Annotated in this window: 12 protein-coding genes and 1 tRNA gene; 2 read left to right on the top strand and 11 right to left on the bottom strand. The window is 46.9% G+C overall.

Features of this window, described 5'->3' with window-relative positions; translation table 11 throughout:
- Nucleotides 1-13 precede the first annotated feature (13 nt).
- From V6669_RS08805 to V6669_RS08790, 4 genes are all read right to left on the bottom strand, one after another.
- Nucleotides 14-1,228, bottom strand: a complete 1,215-nt coding sequence (locus tag V6669_RS08805) for an MFS transporter (protein ID WP_338592930.1) — start codon at nucleotides 1,226-1,228, stop codon at nucleotides 14-16.
- Between the two features lie 129 nt (nucleotides 1,229-1,357).
- Nucleotides 1,358-1,924: a hypothetical protein gene (locus V6669_RS08800; RefSeq protein ID WP_338592927.1), complete on the bottom strand. Its 567-nt coding sequence runs from the start codon at nucleotides 1,922-1,924 to the stop codon at nucleotides 1,358-1,360.
- Between the two features lie 119 nt (nucleotides 1,925-2,043).
- Nucleotides 2,044-2,484 (bottom strand): DUF350 domain-containing protein, encoded by a 441-nt coding sequence (locus V6669_RS08795; RefSeq protein ID WP_082219034.1) that lies wholly within the window; start codon nucleotides 2,482-2,484, stop codon nucleotides 2,044-2,046.
- Between the two features lie 50 nt (nucleotides 2,485-2,534).
- Nucleotides 2,535-4,901, bottom strand: coding sequence for an endonuclease MutS2 (locus tag V6669_RS08790; protein WP_338592923.1), 2,367 nt, complete (start codon nucleotides 4,899-4,901; stop codon nucleotides 2,535-2,537).
- A gap of 187 nt (nucleotides 4,902-5,088) precedes the next feature.
- Here V6669_RS08790 and V6669_RS08785 point away from each other — a divergent pair, with 187 nt between their 5' ends.
- Nucleotides 5,089-5,448, top strand: coding sequence for a phage holin family protein (locus V6669_RS08785; RefSeq protein WP_017689637.1), 360 nt, complete (start codon nucleotides 5,089-5,091; stop codon nucleotides 5,446-5,448).
- Nucleotides 5,449-5,668: 220 nt separating this feature from the next.
- Nucleotides 5,669-6,061, top strand: coding sequence for a cytochrome C oxidase subunit II (locus V6669_RS08780; protein WP_289392723.1), 393 nt, complete (start codon nucleotides 5,669-5,671; stop codon nucleotides 6,059-6,061).
- 104 nt (nucleotides 6,062-6,165) lie between these two features.
- Here V6669_RS08780 and V6669_RS08775 read toward each other — a convergent pair whose 3' ends face one another.
- From V6669_RS08775 to V6669_RS08745, 7 genes are all read right to left on the bottom strand, one after another.
- Nucleotides 6,166-8,874, bottom strand: a complete 2,709-nt coding sequence (locus tag V6669_RS08775; protein WP_338592920.1) for a hypothetical protein — start codon at nucleotides 8,872-8,874, stop codon at nucleotides 6,166-6,168.
- 138 nt (nucleotides 8,875-9,012) lie between these two features.
- Nucleotides 9,013-11,466, bottom strand: a complete 2,454-nt coding sequence (gene pheT / locus V6669_RS08770; protein WP_338592917.1) for a phenylalanine--tRNA ligase subunit beta — start codon at nucleotides 11,464-11,466, stop codon at nucleotides 9,013-9,015.
- A gap of 82 nt (nucleotides 11,467-11,548) precedes the next feature.
- A complete protein-coding gene (gene pheS, locus V6669_RS08765) occupies nucleotides 11,549-12,583 on the bottom strand; it encodes a phenylalanine--tRNA ligase subunit alpha (protein ID WP_124113690.1) in 1,035 nt (344 codons plus the stop codon).
- 597 nt (nucleotides 12,584-13,180) lie between these two features.
- Nucleotides 13,181-15,073 (bottom strand): ABC-F type ribosomal protection protein, encoded by a 1,893-nt coding sequence (gene abc-f / locus V6669_RS08760; RefSeq protein WP_338592913.1) that lies wholly within the window; start codon nucleotides 15,071-15,073, stop codon nucleotides 13,181-13,183.
- Nucleotides 15,074-15,589: 516 nt separating this feature from the next.
- A tRNA-Gly gene (locus tag V6669_RS08755) sits at nucleotides 15,590-15,660 on the bottom strand.
- Between the two features lie 161 nt (nucleotides 15,661-15,821).
- Nucleotides 15,822-17,948 carry an EAL domain-containing protein gene (locus V6669_RS08750; protein ID WP_338592911.1) on the bottom strand — a complete coding sequence of 709 codons (2,127 nt, stop codon included), beginning with the start codon at nucleotides 17,946-17,948 and terminating at the stop codon, nucleotides 15,822-15,824.
- 290 nt (nucleotides 17,949-18,238) lie between these two features.
- Nucleotides 18,239-19,195: an aldolase catalytic domain-containing protein gene (locus V6669_RS08745; protein WP_047842252.1), complete on the bottom strand. Its 957-nt coding sequence runs from the start codon at nucleotides 19,193-19,195 to the stop codon at nucleotides 18,239-18,241.
- Nucleotides 19,196-19,210 lie beyond the last annotated feature (15 nt).

Genomic DNA, 19,210 nt, shown 5'->3' with positions numbered 1-19,210 from the left:
ATTGGGAAGCCTGCTAAGCCGAGGGCTCTTGTCCTTCCGTTCGGTTCAATAGCTTGCGCATAAAGATCCATCCAATTAGCGGAGAAGCACCGAGGACAATAATAAGCCAGGTTAACATGTGTAGAGACGGAGCATTTAAGACTGTCACAATAAATATGACCAACCCACATAGTCTGCCAAGCATCAGGCATAACTCTCTCAAAACGACAAGTTCAACCCTTTTCTCCACATTTTCGCCACTTGTGCCCATCATGTCGAATCCCGCTGATATCATCGGTAGTACATATAACGGCATCGCAACAGCACTCCCAATCCCCATGATTAACAGCGTTCCATAGGTCACTTTCCAGAGAAGAGGAAGAAGCACAACGAGCAGAATGAGGGCTCCGATGAACATGCCTTTTGATCTATACTGTGGTTTGAACCATTTCCCAGCTGCCCAATAACTTACTAGTGCCACAGCTGAAGTGATGAGTGAGAACTGCCCCAATTTGTACTCCTGTGCAGTGGCCAAATATACAAGCAGTGCAATCAGGAAGGCAAAGACACCTTCACGTGCACCCTGAGCGAATAAACCCAAGCCTAAGGTCCTCCAGGGACTATCCCGCTTGGATAGCTGTATCCAAGGTTCCGACCAGCGGTATGTACCGCTCACCTTTCTTTTTTTCAGAAAAAAACTAAAAACTACCGCGATTACATAAATAACGAGTGATACCGTGAAGATGAGCCGATATCCTGTGTTGTCTGTCATGCGAGTAATAATCAGACCGGAGAACCATGGACCTATAATTCCTGTCATCGAACCAAGTAACCCCACCCAGCCATTGAATAGATCCCTGTTTTCCCGATCCGTTATTTCAAAATACACAACATTAAATGCAATCCAGAATAGCCCCAGGGAACAACCCAGTAGTATACCCAGAGGCCATATCCAGTCTACAGCTTTGGAACCAGCCCAGAGGACTATCATATAAAATATGCCTGACAGCGCAGTACCTAATCGTAGTGCACTCATTTTATTGTGTTCCTTGACCCATTTGCCAGCAAGCCAGAATGTCAGTCCAATGGCCAGTTGCTGACTGAGGGTGAACCACCCCAACATGGCATAATCCGGACGGCTTTTCCACAGAAACACATTCAAAAAGGTTCCCGACAACGCTCCGGCTAACGCAAACAATCCATTCACGCCCAAAAGCAGAATGGATTGTCGGCCTAAAGTAATCTTCATCTGCTCCTCCTTCATCCACCTGAAGTGAACTGTGTACAGGTAGGTCTCAGGGTTAACGTGCCCCAAGCAAGAGGAAAACATGATGAATCTTCAGGATTGCTATGAAATTGGTTAGAATCTCCGAAATGTTTATTCCTGCGTACTCAGGTTCTTGATCAGACGCAGACGATCTTCCTCAGACAGACTGTATTGAACTTGGAAACATCCCGAACATACATAGGTCAATACCTTAAAAGGTGGTGACAATAGTGACCCTTCGCCTGAAGCTGCGTTAGCAACTGGCACGAAGTTATCCTGCGTTGCAGCTTGCGTACCTGCGAGAATCATGAATTCCCGGCAATTCGGGCACTCCGGCACTTCTTCCTGATGATCAAGTTGCTTCTGGACACCTTGTTCATACTGAATGAGGTCATTACCTTCATCCGCATATTTGGTTAACGTTCGCAACTCCGGCAATTTGAGTTCGACTTCATCCCCCCACAGATCAGAAAGATCCGTAGTCTGTTTCTCGTTCGTTACATCGTCTACATCATAGATGTCGTCCTCAGCTTCATCGTTCTCTTCATCATCGATGTTGATGTTGAGTGTACGGTATCCTTTTAACTCATTGTGACAATAAGGACACTCTTCTTCAGGACCGAGTTCCTCATCCCATACAATCTCCGTCTGACACCAAGGGCATACTGTTGTTTCCATATTGATCAACCTTTCTCTTTCATATAATCATGTATTCATTACATAGATGACACCGATGGCAAAAAACACGATCGATGCCGCAAACAGAATCCGTATCAATATCTTCATGACCGGTCCCCCTAGATAATGCTCGCGCCAATAACAAACGACAGCGAGACTGAAATAATCATGGATATCAATCCGACAGCTCGGTTATCCGATTCGATCTCCTTATCAATGGAGAACACGGGTGTCAGGAATTCGAACAAAAAGTAGGCAATGAGCAGAAGGATAAACCCTACAAATGACCACGTCATGGCTTCATACACCGAAGATTTCGCTTGTATGCAGAACCGCAATACGTTGCAGATCCCGAAGATCTTGCCTCCTGTAGCCATCGCAACGGCCACATTGCCCTTCTTGATCTCCGTCCAGCATTTATACTTGGTCACCAGTTCGAAGCAAGCCAGAAATACAAGCAGCTCCATAATCGCTACCGAGAAAAAACCGAGTACCATCCCCAAGGGATGAGACAGCAATTGGTCAATGCTTTCTATCACGCACCGTTCCCCTCTCCCCATCTGCGACCTTCATGAATAAGGTCACAGAATATCATTGATTCATGGACCGGCTATTCCAATTCTGCGACGGTCACACCGTTCCCGCCTTCTCCGTAATTGCCCAGCCGGTAGCTTTTAATATGTTTATGCTTACGCAGGTAATCCTGAATACCGGAACGTAAAATTCCTGTACCTTTACCGTGAATAATATAAACTTGACCCAGGTTGGCAAGGAAAGCTTCATCAATGAACCGATCTGTCTCCATCAGGGCTTCTTCCAGGTTGGTACCGCGCAGATCCAATTCACTTTTCACATTGTCATCACGTGTGCGTTTCATACCCGTTACCGGTTTTTGTTTCGGTTTGGCTGCGGGAGCCGACTGCTGTAGTTCCAGGTCATCCAGGGATACTTTCATTTTCATAATCCCCAGTTGTACCATAGCGTCTTTGCTGCCCGCCATCTCTACAACATGGCCTTTTTGATTCAAACTATAGACAAGCACTTCATCACCAGGACCGATGGCACGCGTCTTCGGCGCTGTTGCCGTCTTCTTGACCGTTTTCCTGCGTTTCTCAGGTTCTGCCTCGTCCAACTGTTTGCGGGCAGCAATGAGTTTGTGCTCCTTCACGGAAGCACCTTCTTCCATAGCCAACAGGCGAAGATCTGCTATAATTTTCTCCGCTTCCGCGCGAGCCTTGTCCACAATGCTGCGTGCATCTTCTTCTGCTTTTTCAATCCGGCGATCACGCTGCTGTTCCAGCTTCTCCAGTTCGGTCTGATGACGACTGCGTAATTTCTCCATATCCTGGCGCAAGCTCTCTGCCTTCTCACGCTCTTGTTCAGCCGTAAGACGGTTCTCTTCAAGAGAAGCAATCATGTGCTCAATCCGTTGATCCTCTTCCTTCACTTCGCCACGGGCGTAGTCGAGAATGTAACCCGGCAGTCCCAGTCGCTCTGCAATGGCAAATGCATTACTTCGTCCAGGTACACCCACCAGAAGGCGATAGGTTGGACTCAGTGTGTTGATGTCAAATTCCATGCTGGCATTAATGACACCTTTACGCTCATATGCGTATGCTTTCAGTTCACTGTAGTGAGTGGTTGCAACCATGCGACATCCCGTCCGGTGCATATGCTCCAGCATGGAGATCGCCAGTGCGGAACCTTCAGCCGGATCTGTTCCTGCGCCAAGTTCATCGAGCAATACCAAACTTTTTGGCGTCATGTTTTTCAGAATGCGAATGATGTTGGTCATATGACTGGAGAAAGTACTCAGATTCTGCTCGATACTCTGCTCGTCCCCAATGTCTGCATAGATCGCATCAAATACACATAACTGACTGCCATCCTCAGCCGGAACAAATAAACCGGACATTGCCATCAGGCTCAGCAATCCAATCGTTTTGAGCGTTACCGTTTTACCACCCGTATTCGGACCTGTCACGATGATGGATGTGTAATCATTGCCCAGCTCAATGTCGATTGGAACCACGTTTTCGATCGCAATCAGTGGATGCCGACCTTTTTTAAGTTTGAGGAACCCCCGATCATTCATGCGAGGCAATGTTGCTTTCAGTTCACGAGCCAGACGTGCTTTGGCAAAGATAAAATCAAGTGATCCCAGCAAGTCGACATCATACAACAGCCACTCTCCCTGCTCACTGACAAGTGCCGTCAATTTCTGCAAAATAATTTCTATTTCGCGCTCTTCCCGAATCCGGGTCTCGCGTAATTTGTTGTTCATTGCAACAATCGATTCCGGCTCAATGAACAATGTCGCACCCGAACCGGATTGATCGTGCACAATCCCGCCAAAGTACGAACGATATTCAGCTTTCACCGGGATAACAAAACGGTCTCCTCTGATGGTGATGAGCTGATCTTGAAGCATCTTGGATACGGTAGAGGATCGAATCATGGAATCGAGTTTTTCGCGAATCCGCGCTTCTCCGCCTCGCAGCTCACGACGAATCTGCGCCAACGTTACGCTTGCACTGTCGGCAACCTCTGCATTATCGTCAATACAGATTTTGATGGCATCCTCAAGCGTTTTTTGCTCTGACAGTTGATCACTGATATAGAACAATGATTCGATGGGCTCATCTTCATGCAAAGTACCAATCTGACGTTTCAATCGCCGCGCCGCAAAGGTTGTATTGGATATTCCCAACAGTTCGTGAGGGTTAAGTGTGCCTCCAATTTCAGCACGTTTGATGGAAGCCGTAATATCGACAATTCCCCCAAACGACGGTGAGCCTTTCAGGCGATCAAATGTGAAGGCTTCATCGGTTTGCTGCAGCAACCGCTTCACTTCTTCAAGTTCACTGCTTGGTTCAAGTTGCTCCGCTTTCTTTTTTCCCATGGTTGTCTGGGCAAAGCTAAGCAATGTATTTAAAATTTTGCGATATTCCAGTGTGTGTAAAATTTTCGTGTCCAAGTGTACAACTCCTTCCAAACTATATCTGTATTATAACGAAAGAAACTTTCTTACGCTATTTAACGAATCCTTCCACACATAACTTCGACCATAGCACCACAAACTACAGGTGTCAGGATTGTGCAACCTCTCCATCCCCTTGGAGTTGCCCTGCTCAGTTCAATCCGAATAAAAGGAGGTACACACCATGAATTTCCTGGGACATGTCGTGCGATTTATCATCGCCGCAATTGTATTAATGGTGGTTAGCTGGATCGTTCCCGGATTCGCCGTTGGTGGCTTCTGGAGCGCCCTGTTGCTTGCTCTCGTCATTGCCCTGCTCGGCTGGATCGTTGAAGGTATCTTCGGCAAAAGAGTTAACCCGTTTGGTCGCGGTATTGTCGGATTTATCGTTAGCGCACTGGTGATTTGGCTTGGTCAATATGTTGTAGATCATGTTGAAGTCAGCCTGCTCGGTGCCATTCTCGCTGCGCTCGTTATCGGGATTATCGATCTCTTCATCCCGGTATCCACCCCTTTTGATGCCGGACGAAGCTCCAAAAGTTAATCTCCACTTCACCTTAACATCCCCATGAATTTTCCTAAACCTCTGAAGGCCCTGGGCCGGAAGGGGTTTATTTCATTCGGGCAGTATGCACGCTCTGACGTACACGTACAATTTTCAAAAAAACGACATACGCAGCGTGTACAGGCATCCACATATTGCGGTATGATGACTGGAGCAATCATTCAAATTTTATCCATATCACGCTTTAAGGAGGCACATGATGAAGAAAGGCATAACATGGCTTGCTGCCTGTATGTTAATTCTGGTCCTCACTGCATGTGGAGGGGCGAAACAGTCCGCAGAATCTGGCAGCAATGGATCCGATGCTGATGCTGGAGTTACAGCCAGTGAAGAATTGGTCATCAAGGCAAGTAACTATGAATTCGATCAACCTGAGTACCATCTTAAAAAAGGCGTTCCCGTTAACATTGTTTATGAAAATGAAAACGGAAATCACGGAATCCTTGTGCCTGAGCTGAATCTTCAACTGGATACCAGAAATAGCTCCAAAGTCATAACCCCGGACAAAGTTGGTGAGTTTGAAATGTCCTGTTCTGTCTTCTGTGGTTCAGGACACAGCAGCATGATCTCCAAAATTATCGTTGAAGAATAGTATTCAAGACAAGGAGCCCCCGCAGCGACGGGAGCTCCTTCTTTAGTATAACAAATTGTACCAGAGTACGTTGCCCACGAGCCAGTTCTGCTACATTCATTCCACTAGGTCTGGTCCTGTTCAATCAATTCAATCCATTCGTTATATTCCGTCTGCAATTTCGTATATTCATCATGCAACTGACGATATTCTGTGTTCAGCTGCTCTGCCTTCTCCTGCTCCATTTCACGTTCAACCTGTAACAAACGTAATTGATTGGCCGCTAATTCGTAACGCTCCCCCATCTCAAGCAGTTCAGTTTCCATGATCTCTTTCTCTTGGGTTGCTTCTGCACGTAACTTGTCCAGCTGCTGTCGTTCTTGCTCCAGTCCCTCCAGCAACTCACTACTTGCAGCACTTTCGCTCTTCCAAACCGTCAGTTCATTCTCAAGTGCAGCCCAGCGTTCCTGCCAGGATTGTTCCTGAGCCGCCCATTCATCTGCGCGGCGTTGCCACACCTGGTCGTTCTGCTCTGCTTGTTCAACGCTTGAGCGAAGTTCTTCTTCACGTCTTGTCAACTGCTCCAAACGGGAAGACAACTCGGCCTGTTTGGCTGACAGTTCTTCGTGTTTGATCTGCCATTCCAACGCTTCTTCCTCAGTCTGGGCTAGCCGGCTCTCTTGCTCAGAGTAACGCTCGGAAAGTTTAGCCGAAGACTGTCTCGCTTCTTCAAGTGCGCTCACAATCTCTTGTTTCTCCTTGCTCAATTCATCCAGCTTGGAACTGTAATTCTCTTCCCGTTGTAATGCATCACTGTAATCATTACGGATTTGTTTATAGTTATCCTGAAGTCGGTTCAGCTCTTCCCGAACAACATTCAGCTCAACTTCAAGTTGATTGCGTTTCTCTTCCAAAAGCTCTGCATCCTTCTGGTATTGCACAGCCTCTTCATGGTTGAAACGAGACTCTTCCTTCACCACGGACAATTCATCATGAAGGGATTGCACACCAGACTCCAACGTTTCATTTTGTTCAGCAACTTCAAGAATCTGATTCTCCAGGTCTCCGATCTCAGCCAATCGCTGCTCAGCAAGGTCCTTCCAGGACTGCTCACGTTCCGTAAGCGTGCCGATCTCATTCTGCAATGTACGCACCGCGGCATGAGCCTGTTCAAGCACCTTATGCAACCTGCGCTGTTCCTCTTCCGACTTCACTTCAGCCTCACGAAGCTTTTGCACTTCCTGTTCAAGCTGTGCATGCTGCTCCTGAAGTTTGCGTAGCTGTGCTGTGAGAGAGGTTTCTCTATCCACAGTTTCATTATACTTCTGTTTCCATTGTTCCTGTGAATCACGGGATTGCTGGGCAGCCTGCTCCGTTTCACGAAGAAGCTCCTGCAACTGGGAACGGTCTTCTTTCAACTGCTCCAGTTGTTGCTCCAGTTCCGTAATTCGGCGAGTCTGAACTTCCTGCTCCTGTTTACGGACACCATGCTCATGACGTAACGATTCCAATTGACCGCGCTCGTGCTGAAGCTGCTGTTCTTGCTCTGCAACCATGTCCTGTGCACTGATGAGCTGGGTCATTACTTCTTCCAATTGTTCTTCGACATCTAATAGTCGAGTCTCCGCCTGTTTACGTTGTTCCTCAAGCTGCTGCTTGAGCTTGCCCTGTTCTTCTTGCAATAAGACCTCTGCCGCAGCTTCGGCTTCTTTCGCCTGGGACGCTGCTGCTTCCTTGGCTTGCTGCAATTGTTCCTCGAGGGCTGCTTCTTTTTCCATCCATTCGAGTTCCAACTGCTCGGATAACGCCTTGAACTCCGCATTCAACTGATTTATCTCAGTCAGGCGCTTCTGCTCCGCTTGTTCCTGCAAGGCAGCCCGCTCCTGATTCGCTTTATCCGTCAGAGCCTGGGTCTGTTCCAGCGCTCTTTCTTCAGCCTGCTGGAGCCGAAGTTCCATCTGTTGCTGAAGTTCGTTATATTGCAGCGCTGCTTCTTCCTGAGCTTTCTTCAGGTTGTTCTCAGCCTGTTCCAACTCTAACAGAATGGCGGACTCGGCTTCTTCCTTGGCTGTCTGAACCTGCTGTGCAGCCTTGGCCTCAATTTGTTGACGTTCTGCAACGGCACGGCTTTCGGCTTCTTTTAATTGAGCTGCAGTCTTGTCCTGCAACTCTTTATATTGCGCCGCAGCTTTGGCCTGCGCCTGCTGCAATTCGGCTGCAGAACGGTTCTGAGCTTCTTTGAGCTGGGAAGCAGCCTGTGCCTGTGCATTTTTAAGCTGGTTAGCCGTCTTCTCTTCCATTTCCTTCAGCTGTTTCGTTCCCTTGGCTTCTGCTTCCTTCAATTGTGCCGTCGCTTGGGCCTGCAATTTCTGCACTCGCTCCGTTGCTTGGGCGCGTTCTTGCTCGAGCAGCGTATTCAACTTGGCTATCTCTGAATTTTTGTCCGATTCGGACTTTTGCAGCGCCTGCTCTGCTTCAATCTTCAGCTTTTGCAAATCAGCAAGAGCCTGGTCACGCCTTTCCAATTCTTGTTGATGTTCATTTTGTATGGCGTTTAACCGATTCAATTCGTTTCTCAGTTCTGTACGTTCTCCAGTAAGCATCTTCAGTTCATTACGGATTTCCTGAGTCTGAAGAGACTGTTCAGCCATATGTACAGCCGCCAGTACCGCAATACGCGGAGTATCCAGACGGGAATTTTGCTTGGAGATCGCGCTCATACGCTCATCTACCAGGTTAGCTACTTGTTTCATATAGTCGGCACTGCTGCCAACCAGTTTATAGGAAGTCCCGTAGATCTCTACGGTGACGCGTGTACGATCAGGTGTAGTCACAGTTGTGCCCTCCTTCAAGTCTGTATGTTGATTCTAAGCTGTAATCACAAAAAAGTCACATCGATCCTCTAATGCTAAGGATTCGATGTGACTTCAAACAATTCCTGCTAATCTTTGTTCAAAAAATCTTCTTCTGTCCTATTTACGCAATTCCGCTCCGAATTGCTCTTCCAGACGAGCCACTACACGGGCATGAACTTCAGTAACTTCCTCATCGGTAAGTGTACGTTCACGATTACGGTACACCAGTGCCATTGCCACGCTTTTCTTGTTTTCACCCAGTTTACTGCCAGTAAACACATCGAATACCTGTACGTTTTGTAACAATTCACCCGCCGATTCACGAATGGCGCACAGCATATCTCCAGCTTCAATATCTTCATTCACAACAACTGCGATATCACGTTCCATAGCCGGGAAACGCGGAAGTTCACGATAACGAATATCAGCGTCCGCTTCACTGTAGATTGATTCAAGTGCAATCTCTGCGATATACACATCATTCAGATCATACTGCTGTTGCAGTTCCGGATGCAATTGACCCAATGTACCGATCAGAGTGCCTTCCCCGCCATCTTTGCCTTCCAGGTAAACCGATGCGGAACGTCCCGGATGGAATCCTTCAGGGCTGTTTGCTACCAAGCGAATGCGTTGTTCCAGACCTACATAAGCGAACAGTTGCTCAAGGGCACCTTTCAGATCGAAGAAGTCTACTTTCTCCGCTCCAACATTCCACTGCTGGCTTGCACGATTCCCGGTGAGCAACAGCCCCAGTACTGGGATTTCATGCGGTTGCTTGGTCAACTGATCTTCCTCGGTGAAGAACACATTGCCCACTTCAAATACAGCCAGTGAATCCTGTTTACGGTTCATGTTATACACCGCTGCATCCAGCATTTGCGGCAAAATACTCTTACGAAGCACACTGCGGTCCTCACTCATAGGCATCGCGAGTTTCACGGCTTTACTGCCTTGTGTCAATGCCGGGAACAATGTCGCTTTATCCGGGTGTACAAAGGAGTAACTGATCATTTCCTGCCAGCCACTGCCTGAGAGCAATCCACGAATGGTGCGACGCATCGCTTGAGAGCGTGTATATGCCCCCGGAGTTGTCGGTCCTTCAATCCATGTGGTTGGAATGTTGTCGTATCCGTACAGGCGTGCAATCTCTTCAAACAAGTCTACATCGAGCGTAATATCCCCTCTGCGTGTTGGCACTTCCACATCCAGCAATCCTTGATCAGCATCACCACATGCAAAGTGCAAGCGAGCGAAGATCGTTTTCACCTCAAGCAAAGACAGATCAGTTCCCAGATAACGATTCAGTCTATCCAGCGACAATTGAATTACACGTTTCTCCGCAGCTTCTGCTCCAGCTTCCACGATTCCCTGGTGCACTTCACCTTCAGCATAACGCTGAATCAGTTCAGCCGCACGATCCAAAGCCGTAATCACCGCACCCGGGTCTACTTCCTTCTCAAAACGCATGCTTGCTTCGGAACGCAGCCCCAGTTGGCGCGACGTTTTCCGAACGGTTCCGCCGTCGAACTTGGCGGACTCCAAGAGCAGATTCACCGTGCCTTCCGATACCTCGGAATTCTCGCCACCCATAACCCCAGCGATGGCTACAGGTTTCACGCCATCCGTGATGAGCAACATATGTGGCTCCAACTTACGCTCCTGGCCATCCAACGTAACAATCGTTTCGCCTTCGTTGGCCATCCGCACTTCAATATGGCCCTTTTCCAGCTTATCCGCATCGAATGCATGTAGCGGTTGACCGTATTCAAGCATGACATAGTTCGTGATATCAACGATGTTATTGATTGGGCGAACACCTGCCGCCATCAGACGGTTTTGCATCCACAGCGGGGAAGCACCCAGCTTAATGCCGGTTACATAACGAGCCGCATAGTGACTGCATTGCTCCTGTGCCTTAATCTCTACAGAGATATGATTCGCAGCTGCATCTCCAACTTCAACCAGTTGGTCTTTGGGACTCGGCAGCTTCACTTCACGACCCAAGATAGCACCCACCTCATAGGCAGCACCACGCATGCTAAGACAGTCGGAACGGTTTGGTGTCAGGTCCAGTTCAAGCACATGATCGTCGAGACCAAGAACCTGGCTGATTGGCGTACCAACCTCTGTTTGTTCTGGCAGAACGAGAATACCTTCCTGCTGATCTTTGGGCAGCAATTTGTCGTTCATGCCCAGCTCTTTGGCGGAACAGATCATGCCAAGGGAGACAACACCGCGCAGTTTGGCTTTTTTGATATCCAATCCACCAGGGAGCTTTGCTCCAACCAGGGCTACGACTACTTTTTGGCCTGCATCCACATTTTTCGCACCACACACGATTTGCAGATCTTCTTCCTGACCGGCATCGATGACACATACATTCAGTTTGTCTGCATCGGGGTGTTTCTCCTTGCTCTTCACATAACCTACAACAACTTTATTCACGCCCTTGTTGCGGTTCTCCACTACATCAATTTCGACACCCGCACGGGTGATTTTCTCCGCCAATTCCTGTGGCGTCACACCTTCAAGGGAAATATAATCAGACAGCCAATCTGTCGATACTCTCATGGACGTTCACTTCCTTCATCTATAAATTGGTGTTCCCGGTTCATTCGCTTGCTCTATATGGTTAATCTTTCTTGTCTTAAAGTTACAGCCGTCCGAATTGCTTCAGGAAGGTCAGATCGCTGTTGTAGAAGTGACGGATATCATCAACACCATACTTCAGCATCGCGATACGTTCTACGCCCATTCCGAATGCAAAACCACTGTATTTCTCCGGATCATAACCGCCCATTTCCAGTACTTTCGGGTGAACCATACCGCCGCCCAAAATTTCGAGCCAGCCTGTTTGCTTACATACCCGACAGCCGCTGCCGCCACATTGTACACAAGTTACATCCACTTCTGCACTTGGCTCTGTAAACGGGAAGAAGCTTGGACGAAGACGAATTTCCGTATGGGAACCGAACATTTCGCGTACGAATTGCAGTAGGGTTCCTTTCAGATCGCTCATACGAATGTTTTCGCTGATGACCAATCCTTCAACCTGGTTGAATTGGAAAGAGTGCGTTGCATCGTCGTCATCACGGCGGTACACTTTACCAGGGCAGATGACTTTAACAGGCACTTCGCCCTTCATGCTCTGCATGGTACGTACTTGAACCGGCGATGTATGGGTACGCATCAACAAGTCTTCGGTAACATAGAAGGAATCCTGCATATCGCGCGCCGGGTGATTCTTCGGCAGATTCAATGCTTCAAAGTTGTAATAATCCATTTCGACTTCAGGACCTTCCGCAATGCGGTATCCCATACCGATGAAAATATCTTCGATCTCCTGTACCACTTTGGTCAGTGGATGCAGTCCGCCTTGACGTCCACGACGTCCTGGCAGAGTTACATCAATTTTCTCGGATTGCAGACGCTTCGCCGTCTCTTCCTTCTGGAACTGATCCTGCTTGCTGTCGATAACTTCCTCAATGGCAGCTCGAACATCGTTGGCTACTTGACCAATAACCGGACGTTCCTCTGCACTAAGTGCACCCATACCTCGCAAAATCTCAGTCAATGCACCCTTTTTCCCCAAATACTTTACACGCAGATCACCGAGCGTCTGCGGATCATTCACACCAGACAACTGCTCCAGCGCTTCGATCTTCAATGCCTCTAAACGTTCTTTCATGTGTAATTGCCCCCTTTTTGTGGTGTTTTTGCAACAAAAAAAGGCCTTCTCTCCCCTGAAGGGACGAAAAGACCGTGGTACCACCCTTGTTAGACATCCATTGCTGCGTGGCCCTTCTGGACTGCAACCGGTTCTGTCTCACTTTGTACGGAATAACGACCGTTAACCGTTTGCCCCTACTGTTGCCTCTGTGTCTGCACACAAACAGGTTCAGGGAACCGCTTCGGAGTGAATTTCGGCAGCCTTGTTCTACAGAAACGCTCTCAATCTACGGCGCTTCCTCCCTGTCCAGAGGTACTGCTTACTTATCTCCATCATCACGTTTCTTTGTTAGTTAAACCTCTAGAGGTTGTCAAAAAGTCCGCTTTTGATTACGAATGATGCCTGACGGCATCATCAGCATCGAATATGGCATTCAGCCGAAATATCCGTTGCTCACGTAGTTTTCCCTACGCTCCGCTACTCCATTTCTATCTTCATCCCATCTTCTTGGTACTGAAAACCGATCTTTTTGAACACTTACCTATATCGATGTAATCATCGATGATCGTTCATAATTATATGCAAAATAGATCGAAATAGCAAGCCGTCCATATTCTAATTTATGCTTGCACCCTTATCTTTCAATTGTTTCAGGCGCTGCTGGATTTCGCGAATCTCAGCTGCCTCGACTGCTCGCTCATTCGAATGCTCGGGCTGTGTCAGACTGTCTTTTCCAGCAGTGCTTACAGGAGACAGCAACTCCGATAGTCGCATCTCCAATCGTAACCGCTCATCATCGGATTCCCGGGTCTCCAGCGCCACCTCCCGAAGTTTGGTGGACTGCTCCCAATCCGACACACCTCCTTCAAACAGAGTTGCTGTGCCACCAGTCTCCAGATCGCATAACCGATTCGCGAGTGTCTTTGTCAGCATCCGGTCATGGGATACAAGCACCAAAGCACCTGAAGCCTGTTTTAATACATTCTCCATGACTTCCTGGGTATCGATGTCCAGGTAGTTTGTCGGTTCGTCCAACACCAGCAAATTCGCTCCGCCAAAATACAGTCTCAGAAATGCCACTCTACACTTTTCCCCCATGCTCAAATCCCCAATGCGCTTGAACACATCATCTCTGGAAAATAGGAAACATCCCAGAATGGTACGTGCCGCACTTTGTGTCATGGATGGAAGGGTAAGCAAGCTGTCCAGCAGCGTCAGGTTCTCGGGTAGCCCTTCCAGCTCCTGTGAAAAGTAACCGATTCTCAGCTGTGGATGCCGTGTGACCTTGCCTTGCGAAGGTTCCAGCTCACCAATCATCAACTTCAACAGTGTTGTCTTGCCCGTTCCATTAGGGCCTCGTACGGCAAGCCGATCTCCACGTTCCACAGTAATTCGAAGATCACGCAGCAATAGTTTTTCTCCCGTATATGAAAAACTCACCTCTTCCAGCGCAAGCAGCTGGCGTGCAGCCAGTGGATTCATCTGTAATTCCATGTTCAACTTTGCAGCTTCACGAGGTTTATCCACCCGTTCCCGCTCCAAACGTTCCAGCTGCTTTTGTTTCGCATGGTAACGTGAAATATTTTTGTTGGCTTTGGCCTTGTAGAAGCTCTGGGTGATCTTCACCTCCACATCAGTCGCCGAATTATGCGCTTTATGGAACCATTCCTGATAATTTCGAATCGTTTCTTCCAGCGCTTTACGTTCCAACTCCTGCCTGCGGTAGATCGTTTCCTGTTCGCGTAATTCACGCTCTTTGTGGATCTTGTAGTCGGAGTATCCGCCCTTGTATTTAGTCAGGGCATCTGGACTGAACTCAATGACGCCTGTTGCTACCTGATCAATAAACGTACGATCGTGTGATACAAATAACAGCGTACCTTCATATGAGGATAACCACTCTTCAAGCCAGCGCATGCTTCCCTCATCCAGATGATTCGTCGGTTCATCCAGAATCAGGAATTTGGGTTTGCTGACAAGCAGCCCCGCCAAACGAGCCTTTGTTTTTTGTCCACCGCTCAAGGATTGATAGGGTCTGTTCCAATGCTCTGCGGATAATCCAAGGCGAGTCAGTACTTTCTCTACCTCAGTCTCCCACATATAACCGTTCAACTGTTCATATTGCTCCATCACTTTAGTATAAACTGCAAGCAGCTCTTCATCCGCTTCAGTGCTAATGCTCAACCGTTGTTCCAGTTCTTCCAAGTTCCGTTTCACTTCATAGATCTGACCGCTCTCACGCCGGACTGCATCCAGTACATTCATCCCGGCCTCAATCTCCGAGCGCTGGCGCATGAACCCCCATTCCTGCTGAGGAATATGACGTTCAATCCGTCCACCACCATGCTCCTCACCCAAAATGATGCGTAACAATGTCGTCTTGCCGCATCCGTTGCGACCCAAAATGGCGAGTCGCTCGCCCTCATTAATCTCCAAATTCAATCCTGTAAACAATTCATTGCCGTTCCATTCTTTTGATACTTCATGTAAGCGTACCAATGTCATCATGAGGCCTCATCCTTCCTGCATCCTTTTTGCTGAACAAAAAAAACCGCTGGCATCAGCCGGCGGTTTGGCAATTCAGGGTTGGATCAAGCATTCAAAGACAGATCTAAGGTAAGCTACGGCATGAACAAAGAAACCCCAAATACAGGGTACACGTAAACCTTCATGGCTTACTTGTTCCATACCTTTTCCCATAGCTGAATTTGGACACACGAATCCCCTCATTGCTCAGCCGCTCTGGCTGACTGCGTTATAAAACCGTCTGCAGTTAACTGGGGTTCAATTCATGTGTTTTACTTCATGGGACGTATGGTTACCTCTCATTCATGTGTAGTATCAATTTCTCCGTTATTGTAACAGATCATTGTAAAAAAGCAAAGGGTATATAAATTACACTAAAGAAGACTTACTACTCGCCAATCCAGCCACAATGCGGTCTTCTGGTTACTTTTATTAAAAATTTCTTTTAACACAGAAAAAAAGCCCTTGCATCGCAAGGACTCCGGTACTACTTCGTTAAGCGGGTGATGGGAATCGAACCCACGCTATTAGCTTGGAAGGCTAAAGTTCTACCATTGAACTACACCCGCATGATTGAACATTTAATTGTTAAGTTCCTTAGGAATTTAACAGTGATTTTACAATTAATAATATACCATGATCCTCTATAGCATGCAAGTCATATTTCCCATTTTTTTCATTACGTACCCATCTTAAAAAAGCAGGAGTACCCTCGCACCCCCGCTGTTTCCTATCCTGTAGGCTTATCCACATCTCTCAAAAACTGCTTTTCAAATTCAGCGGCTTTAATCGGTTTGCTGAAGAAATAACCCTGAGCCTCGTGACAGTGTTGATTGCGAAGAAAGACCATCTGATCTTCGTTCTCCACACCCTCAGCTGTCACTTTCAGTTGTAAATGATGCGCCATTGAAGTGATGGTAGATACGATCGCAGCGTTATTGCTGTCCTCCATGACTTCATTGACAAATGAACGGTCAATCTTGAGTCGATCAATCGGCAGATCCTTCAGATAGTGCAACGAGCTGTATCCCGTTCCAAAATCATCAATACTGATATGCACACCAATTTCTTTGATTTTGCGCAATTGTTCGAATGACCGATCTTTATCAAATGTCATGCTCTCTGTAATCTCCAGTTCAAGCCATACAGGCTCTAGTCCTGTCTCTTTGAGAATGCCATTGATATTGTCCAACAAATGGGAGTGTCTGAATTGTCTCATCGACAGATTTACCGAAACACACAGTTTACGATAACCTGCTTCCTGCCACTGTTTGTTCTGTGCACACGCTTCACGAAGCACCCATTCACCAAGTGGCACAATGAGCCCACTCTCTTCTGCCAGAGGAATAAATTCCGCCGGAGATACCGAGCCTCGCTGCGGATGCTGCCAACGCACCAATGCTTCCATGCCAACGATTAGCCCACTTTGCAGATTAACCTGCGGCTGGTAGACCAGGTAGAACTGACCTCGATCCAACGCCTTGCGCAGATCATTCTCAAGCTGCAAACGCTCCTGTGCCTTCATCTGCATCGCATGGGCAAACCGATTCAGTTCCATTCCTTGTTCCTTTGCACTGTGCAGAGCCGTATCGGCATTCTGAATAATCTCCAATGGTGACTCACCATCATGTGGGAAAATGGCCATCCCGATCCCAAGTGTAAGATGATACTCATTGCCATCAACCAAGACGGGTTTCTCAAAAAGTTGCAAAATGGATCTTGTCCGACGCAACGCTGTATCGGTTGAACTGAAATCTGTCATCATTAATGCAAACTCATCTCTTCCCAATCCAAAGACTTCTTCTCCTGGAAGTGACGAATGTTTCAGTCGTTGACCTACCTGACGCAAAACCCGGTTAGCTGCTTGCTGTCCGAGCGAATCATTAATGGTCTTGAACCGATTAATATTCAGGACCAGTACACCAACAAGCTGTTCCTGCACCACGGCATCATCCATCATCTTTTTCAACCGCTGTGAAAGGCGACGACGGTTTGGAAGTCCCGTTACATCATCATGATGAGCAATATAGTTCATCTTGGCTTCCGCGACCTGCTGTTGCAGGAAAGGTGTGTCCACTACGGACGTATACAGCCCTTTTTGAATGAAAAAATATGCCATACAATTACTCAGCAATCCTAACAGCAAATTGAGGTCGTTCACCCCAGTTGCTGAAACAAAATAACATTCACCAAAAAAGAAACACAGAATGCCACACAGAATGGTTGGTAGATCACCATCTTTGGTTTTTTTCCATTGTACAAACAAAAGAACTGCAATCATGCCATAGAGCAATCCAACCATAAAATGAACGCGGGTGAAGATTCCACCAAGCACATCCCCATCAAGCATACTAGGCAACATACTCCATTCCTGAATAGCCAGTATGTACAAAATAACAAAGGTACCCAATGTCCCACTGAACAGTAAGAATTTGCGTGGTAATGCAATTTCTTTCTCATTTAAGGTATACACGAGCAGTAAACCTACGGAACATACCAAAGATCCCATGGTTGACATCATTAAGGAGAACTCCGATTCCATCATGGCTCCATTTGGAATCTCTTCTGCAAATGAAACGATATGAACCAGTTCAAACAGACCAATCAATAAAAAGAGTGTTGTCAATAATGTTCTCCGAAGAGTTAGCTTCTGTGTCCGAAACAACCAGCTTTGATTATAGATGCCGATACAAGCTGCTGCCGCAGCAAATCCACCCAAGAGTGTCAAAACCGGGTAACCCGATATGGTCAGATCAGAGCTTGAAGAAGAACGAAACCATTGACTTGCGAGGAAACACAATAAGCCGCATACAGCGACCCAACTTATTTTTCTCTGATCTTGCAGATTAACCTTCATGCCGTGTTTTCCTTCCCGGGATCACCTATCCTGAATTACATTAACCAAACTTAACAGCTTACTACACGATTCGACAAAAAAACATATTAACCAACGTTCAATTCACATGCATACACATGCTATCTGGTACATAATAACATTTAATTTTGTATACGTGAACTAAAAAATAGTCACTCCTAGGAATATTTATTCATAAATATAGAGAAAAACAAGGCATTAAGAACTAAAAAAACATGGATCTCCCGTTAGAGTCCATGTTTTCCTATTTTGCAACTGTATTTCAGACTATATTACTTATCAAAATTCACTTCTGGTGTTGTTAATTTATCATAGAAATCAACAACCTTATCCTTGTCTTCCGATGAGCGAATCGCCATCGCTGAACGTGGATGCTCGTCCAACGCACCTGTAATCATGTAAGGCAGAATGTAACCCCATTCTTCTTTTTCTCTCAGTGGAACCATCAACTGTTCCAATACACCAAGTACTGGACGCAGATTGTATTTTGTTCCTTTCAGATGAGCTACGAGCAATTCGGTTGGACAGTTACCTGCCGCACGGCCCATACCATACACAGAAGCATCAAGCAGCTCAACGCCAAGTTCCGCCGCAACCAATGTGTTAGAAAACGCAAGTTGCATATTATTATGTGTGTGAACACCAAGACGTTTGTTAGGCAAGTGAGTCTTGAACTTCTCTACCAGATATTTCACATCATTATGGTCCAAGCTACCGTAGGAGTCTACAATGTAAACAACATCCACAGCGCTTTCTTTGATCAATTCAAATGCTTCCAGCAATTCATTCTCCATAACATTGGAGAGTGCCATAATATTAAGTGTAGTTTCATATCCACGATCGTGGAATGTTTGAACCAGTGCAAGTGCCTTGTCCACATCTTTGCTGTAGCAGGCAACCCGGATCAGATCCAGCATGCTCTCGCTGCGAGGCAAGATATCATTTTCGTCCACACGACCTACGTCAACCAGAGCAGACAGTTTGGTATTTCCTTTTTGAGGAATAACTTTACGCAGGAAATCATCGTTCAGGAAACGCCATGGTCCTGCTTCCTCGGCGCCTTTAAGCAACTTCGGAGAGTTTTTATATCCAATTTCCATATAATCAACGCCAGCTTCATTCAATCCAGCATATAGCTGTTGAACAAAGTCCACGCTAAAGTCCCAATTATTCACCAATCCGCCATCACGGATCGTACAATCTACAATTTTGCAATGATTTGTCTTCATTAATGTCTGCTCCTT

Source organism: Paenibacillus sp. Y5S-9 (genome assembly GCF_036894235.1).
Classification (GTDB): domain Bacteria; phylum Bacillota; class Bacilli; order Paenibacillales; family Paenibacillaceae; genus Paenibacillus.
Note: the sequence above shows the minus strand (reverse complement) of the source record. Positions and strands in the feature narration are given on the sequence as shown.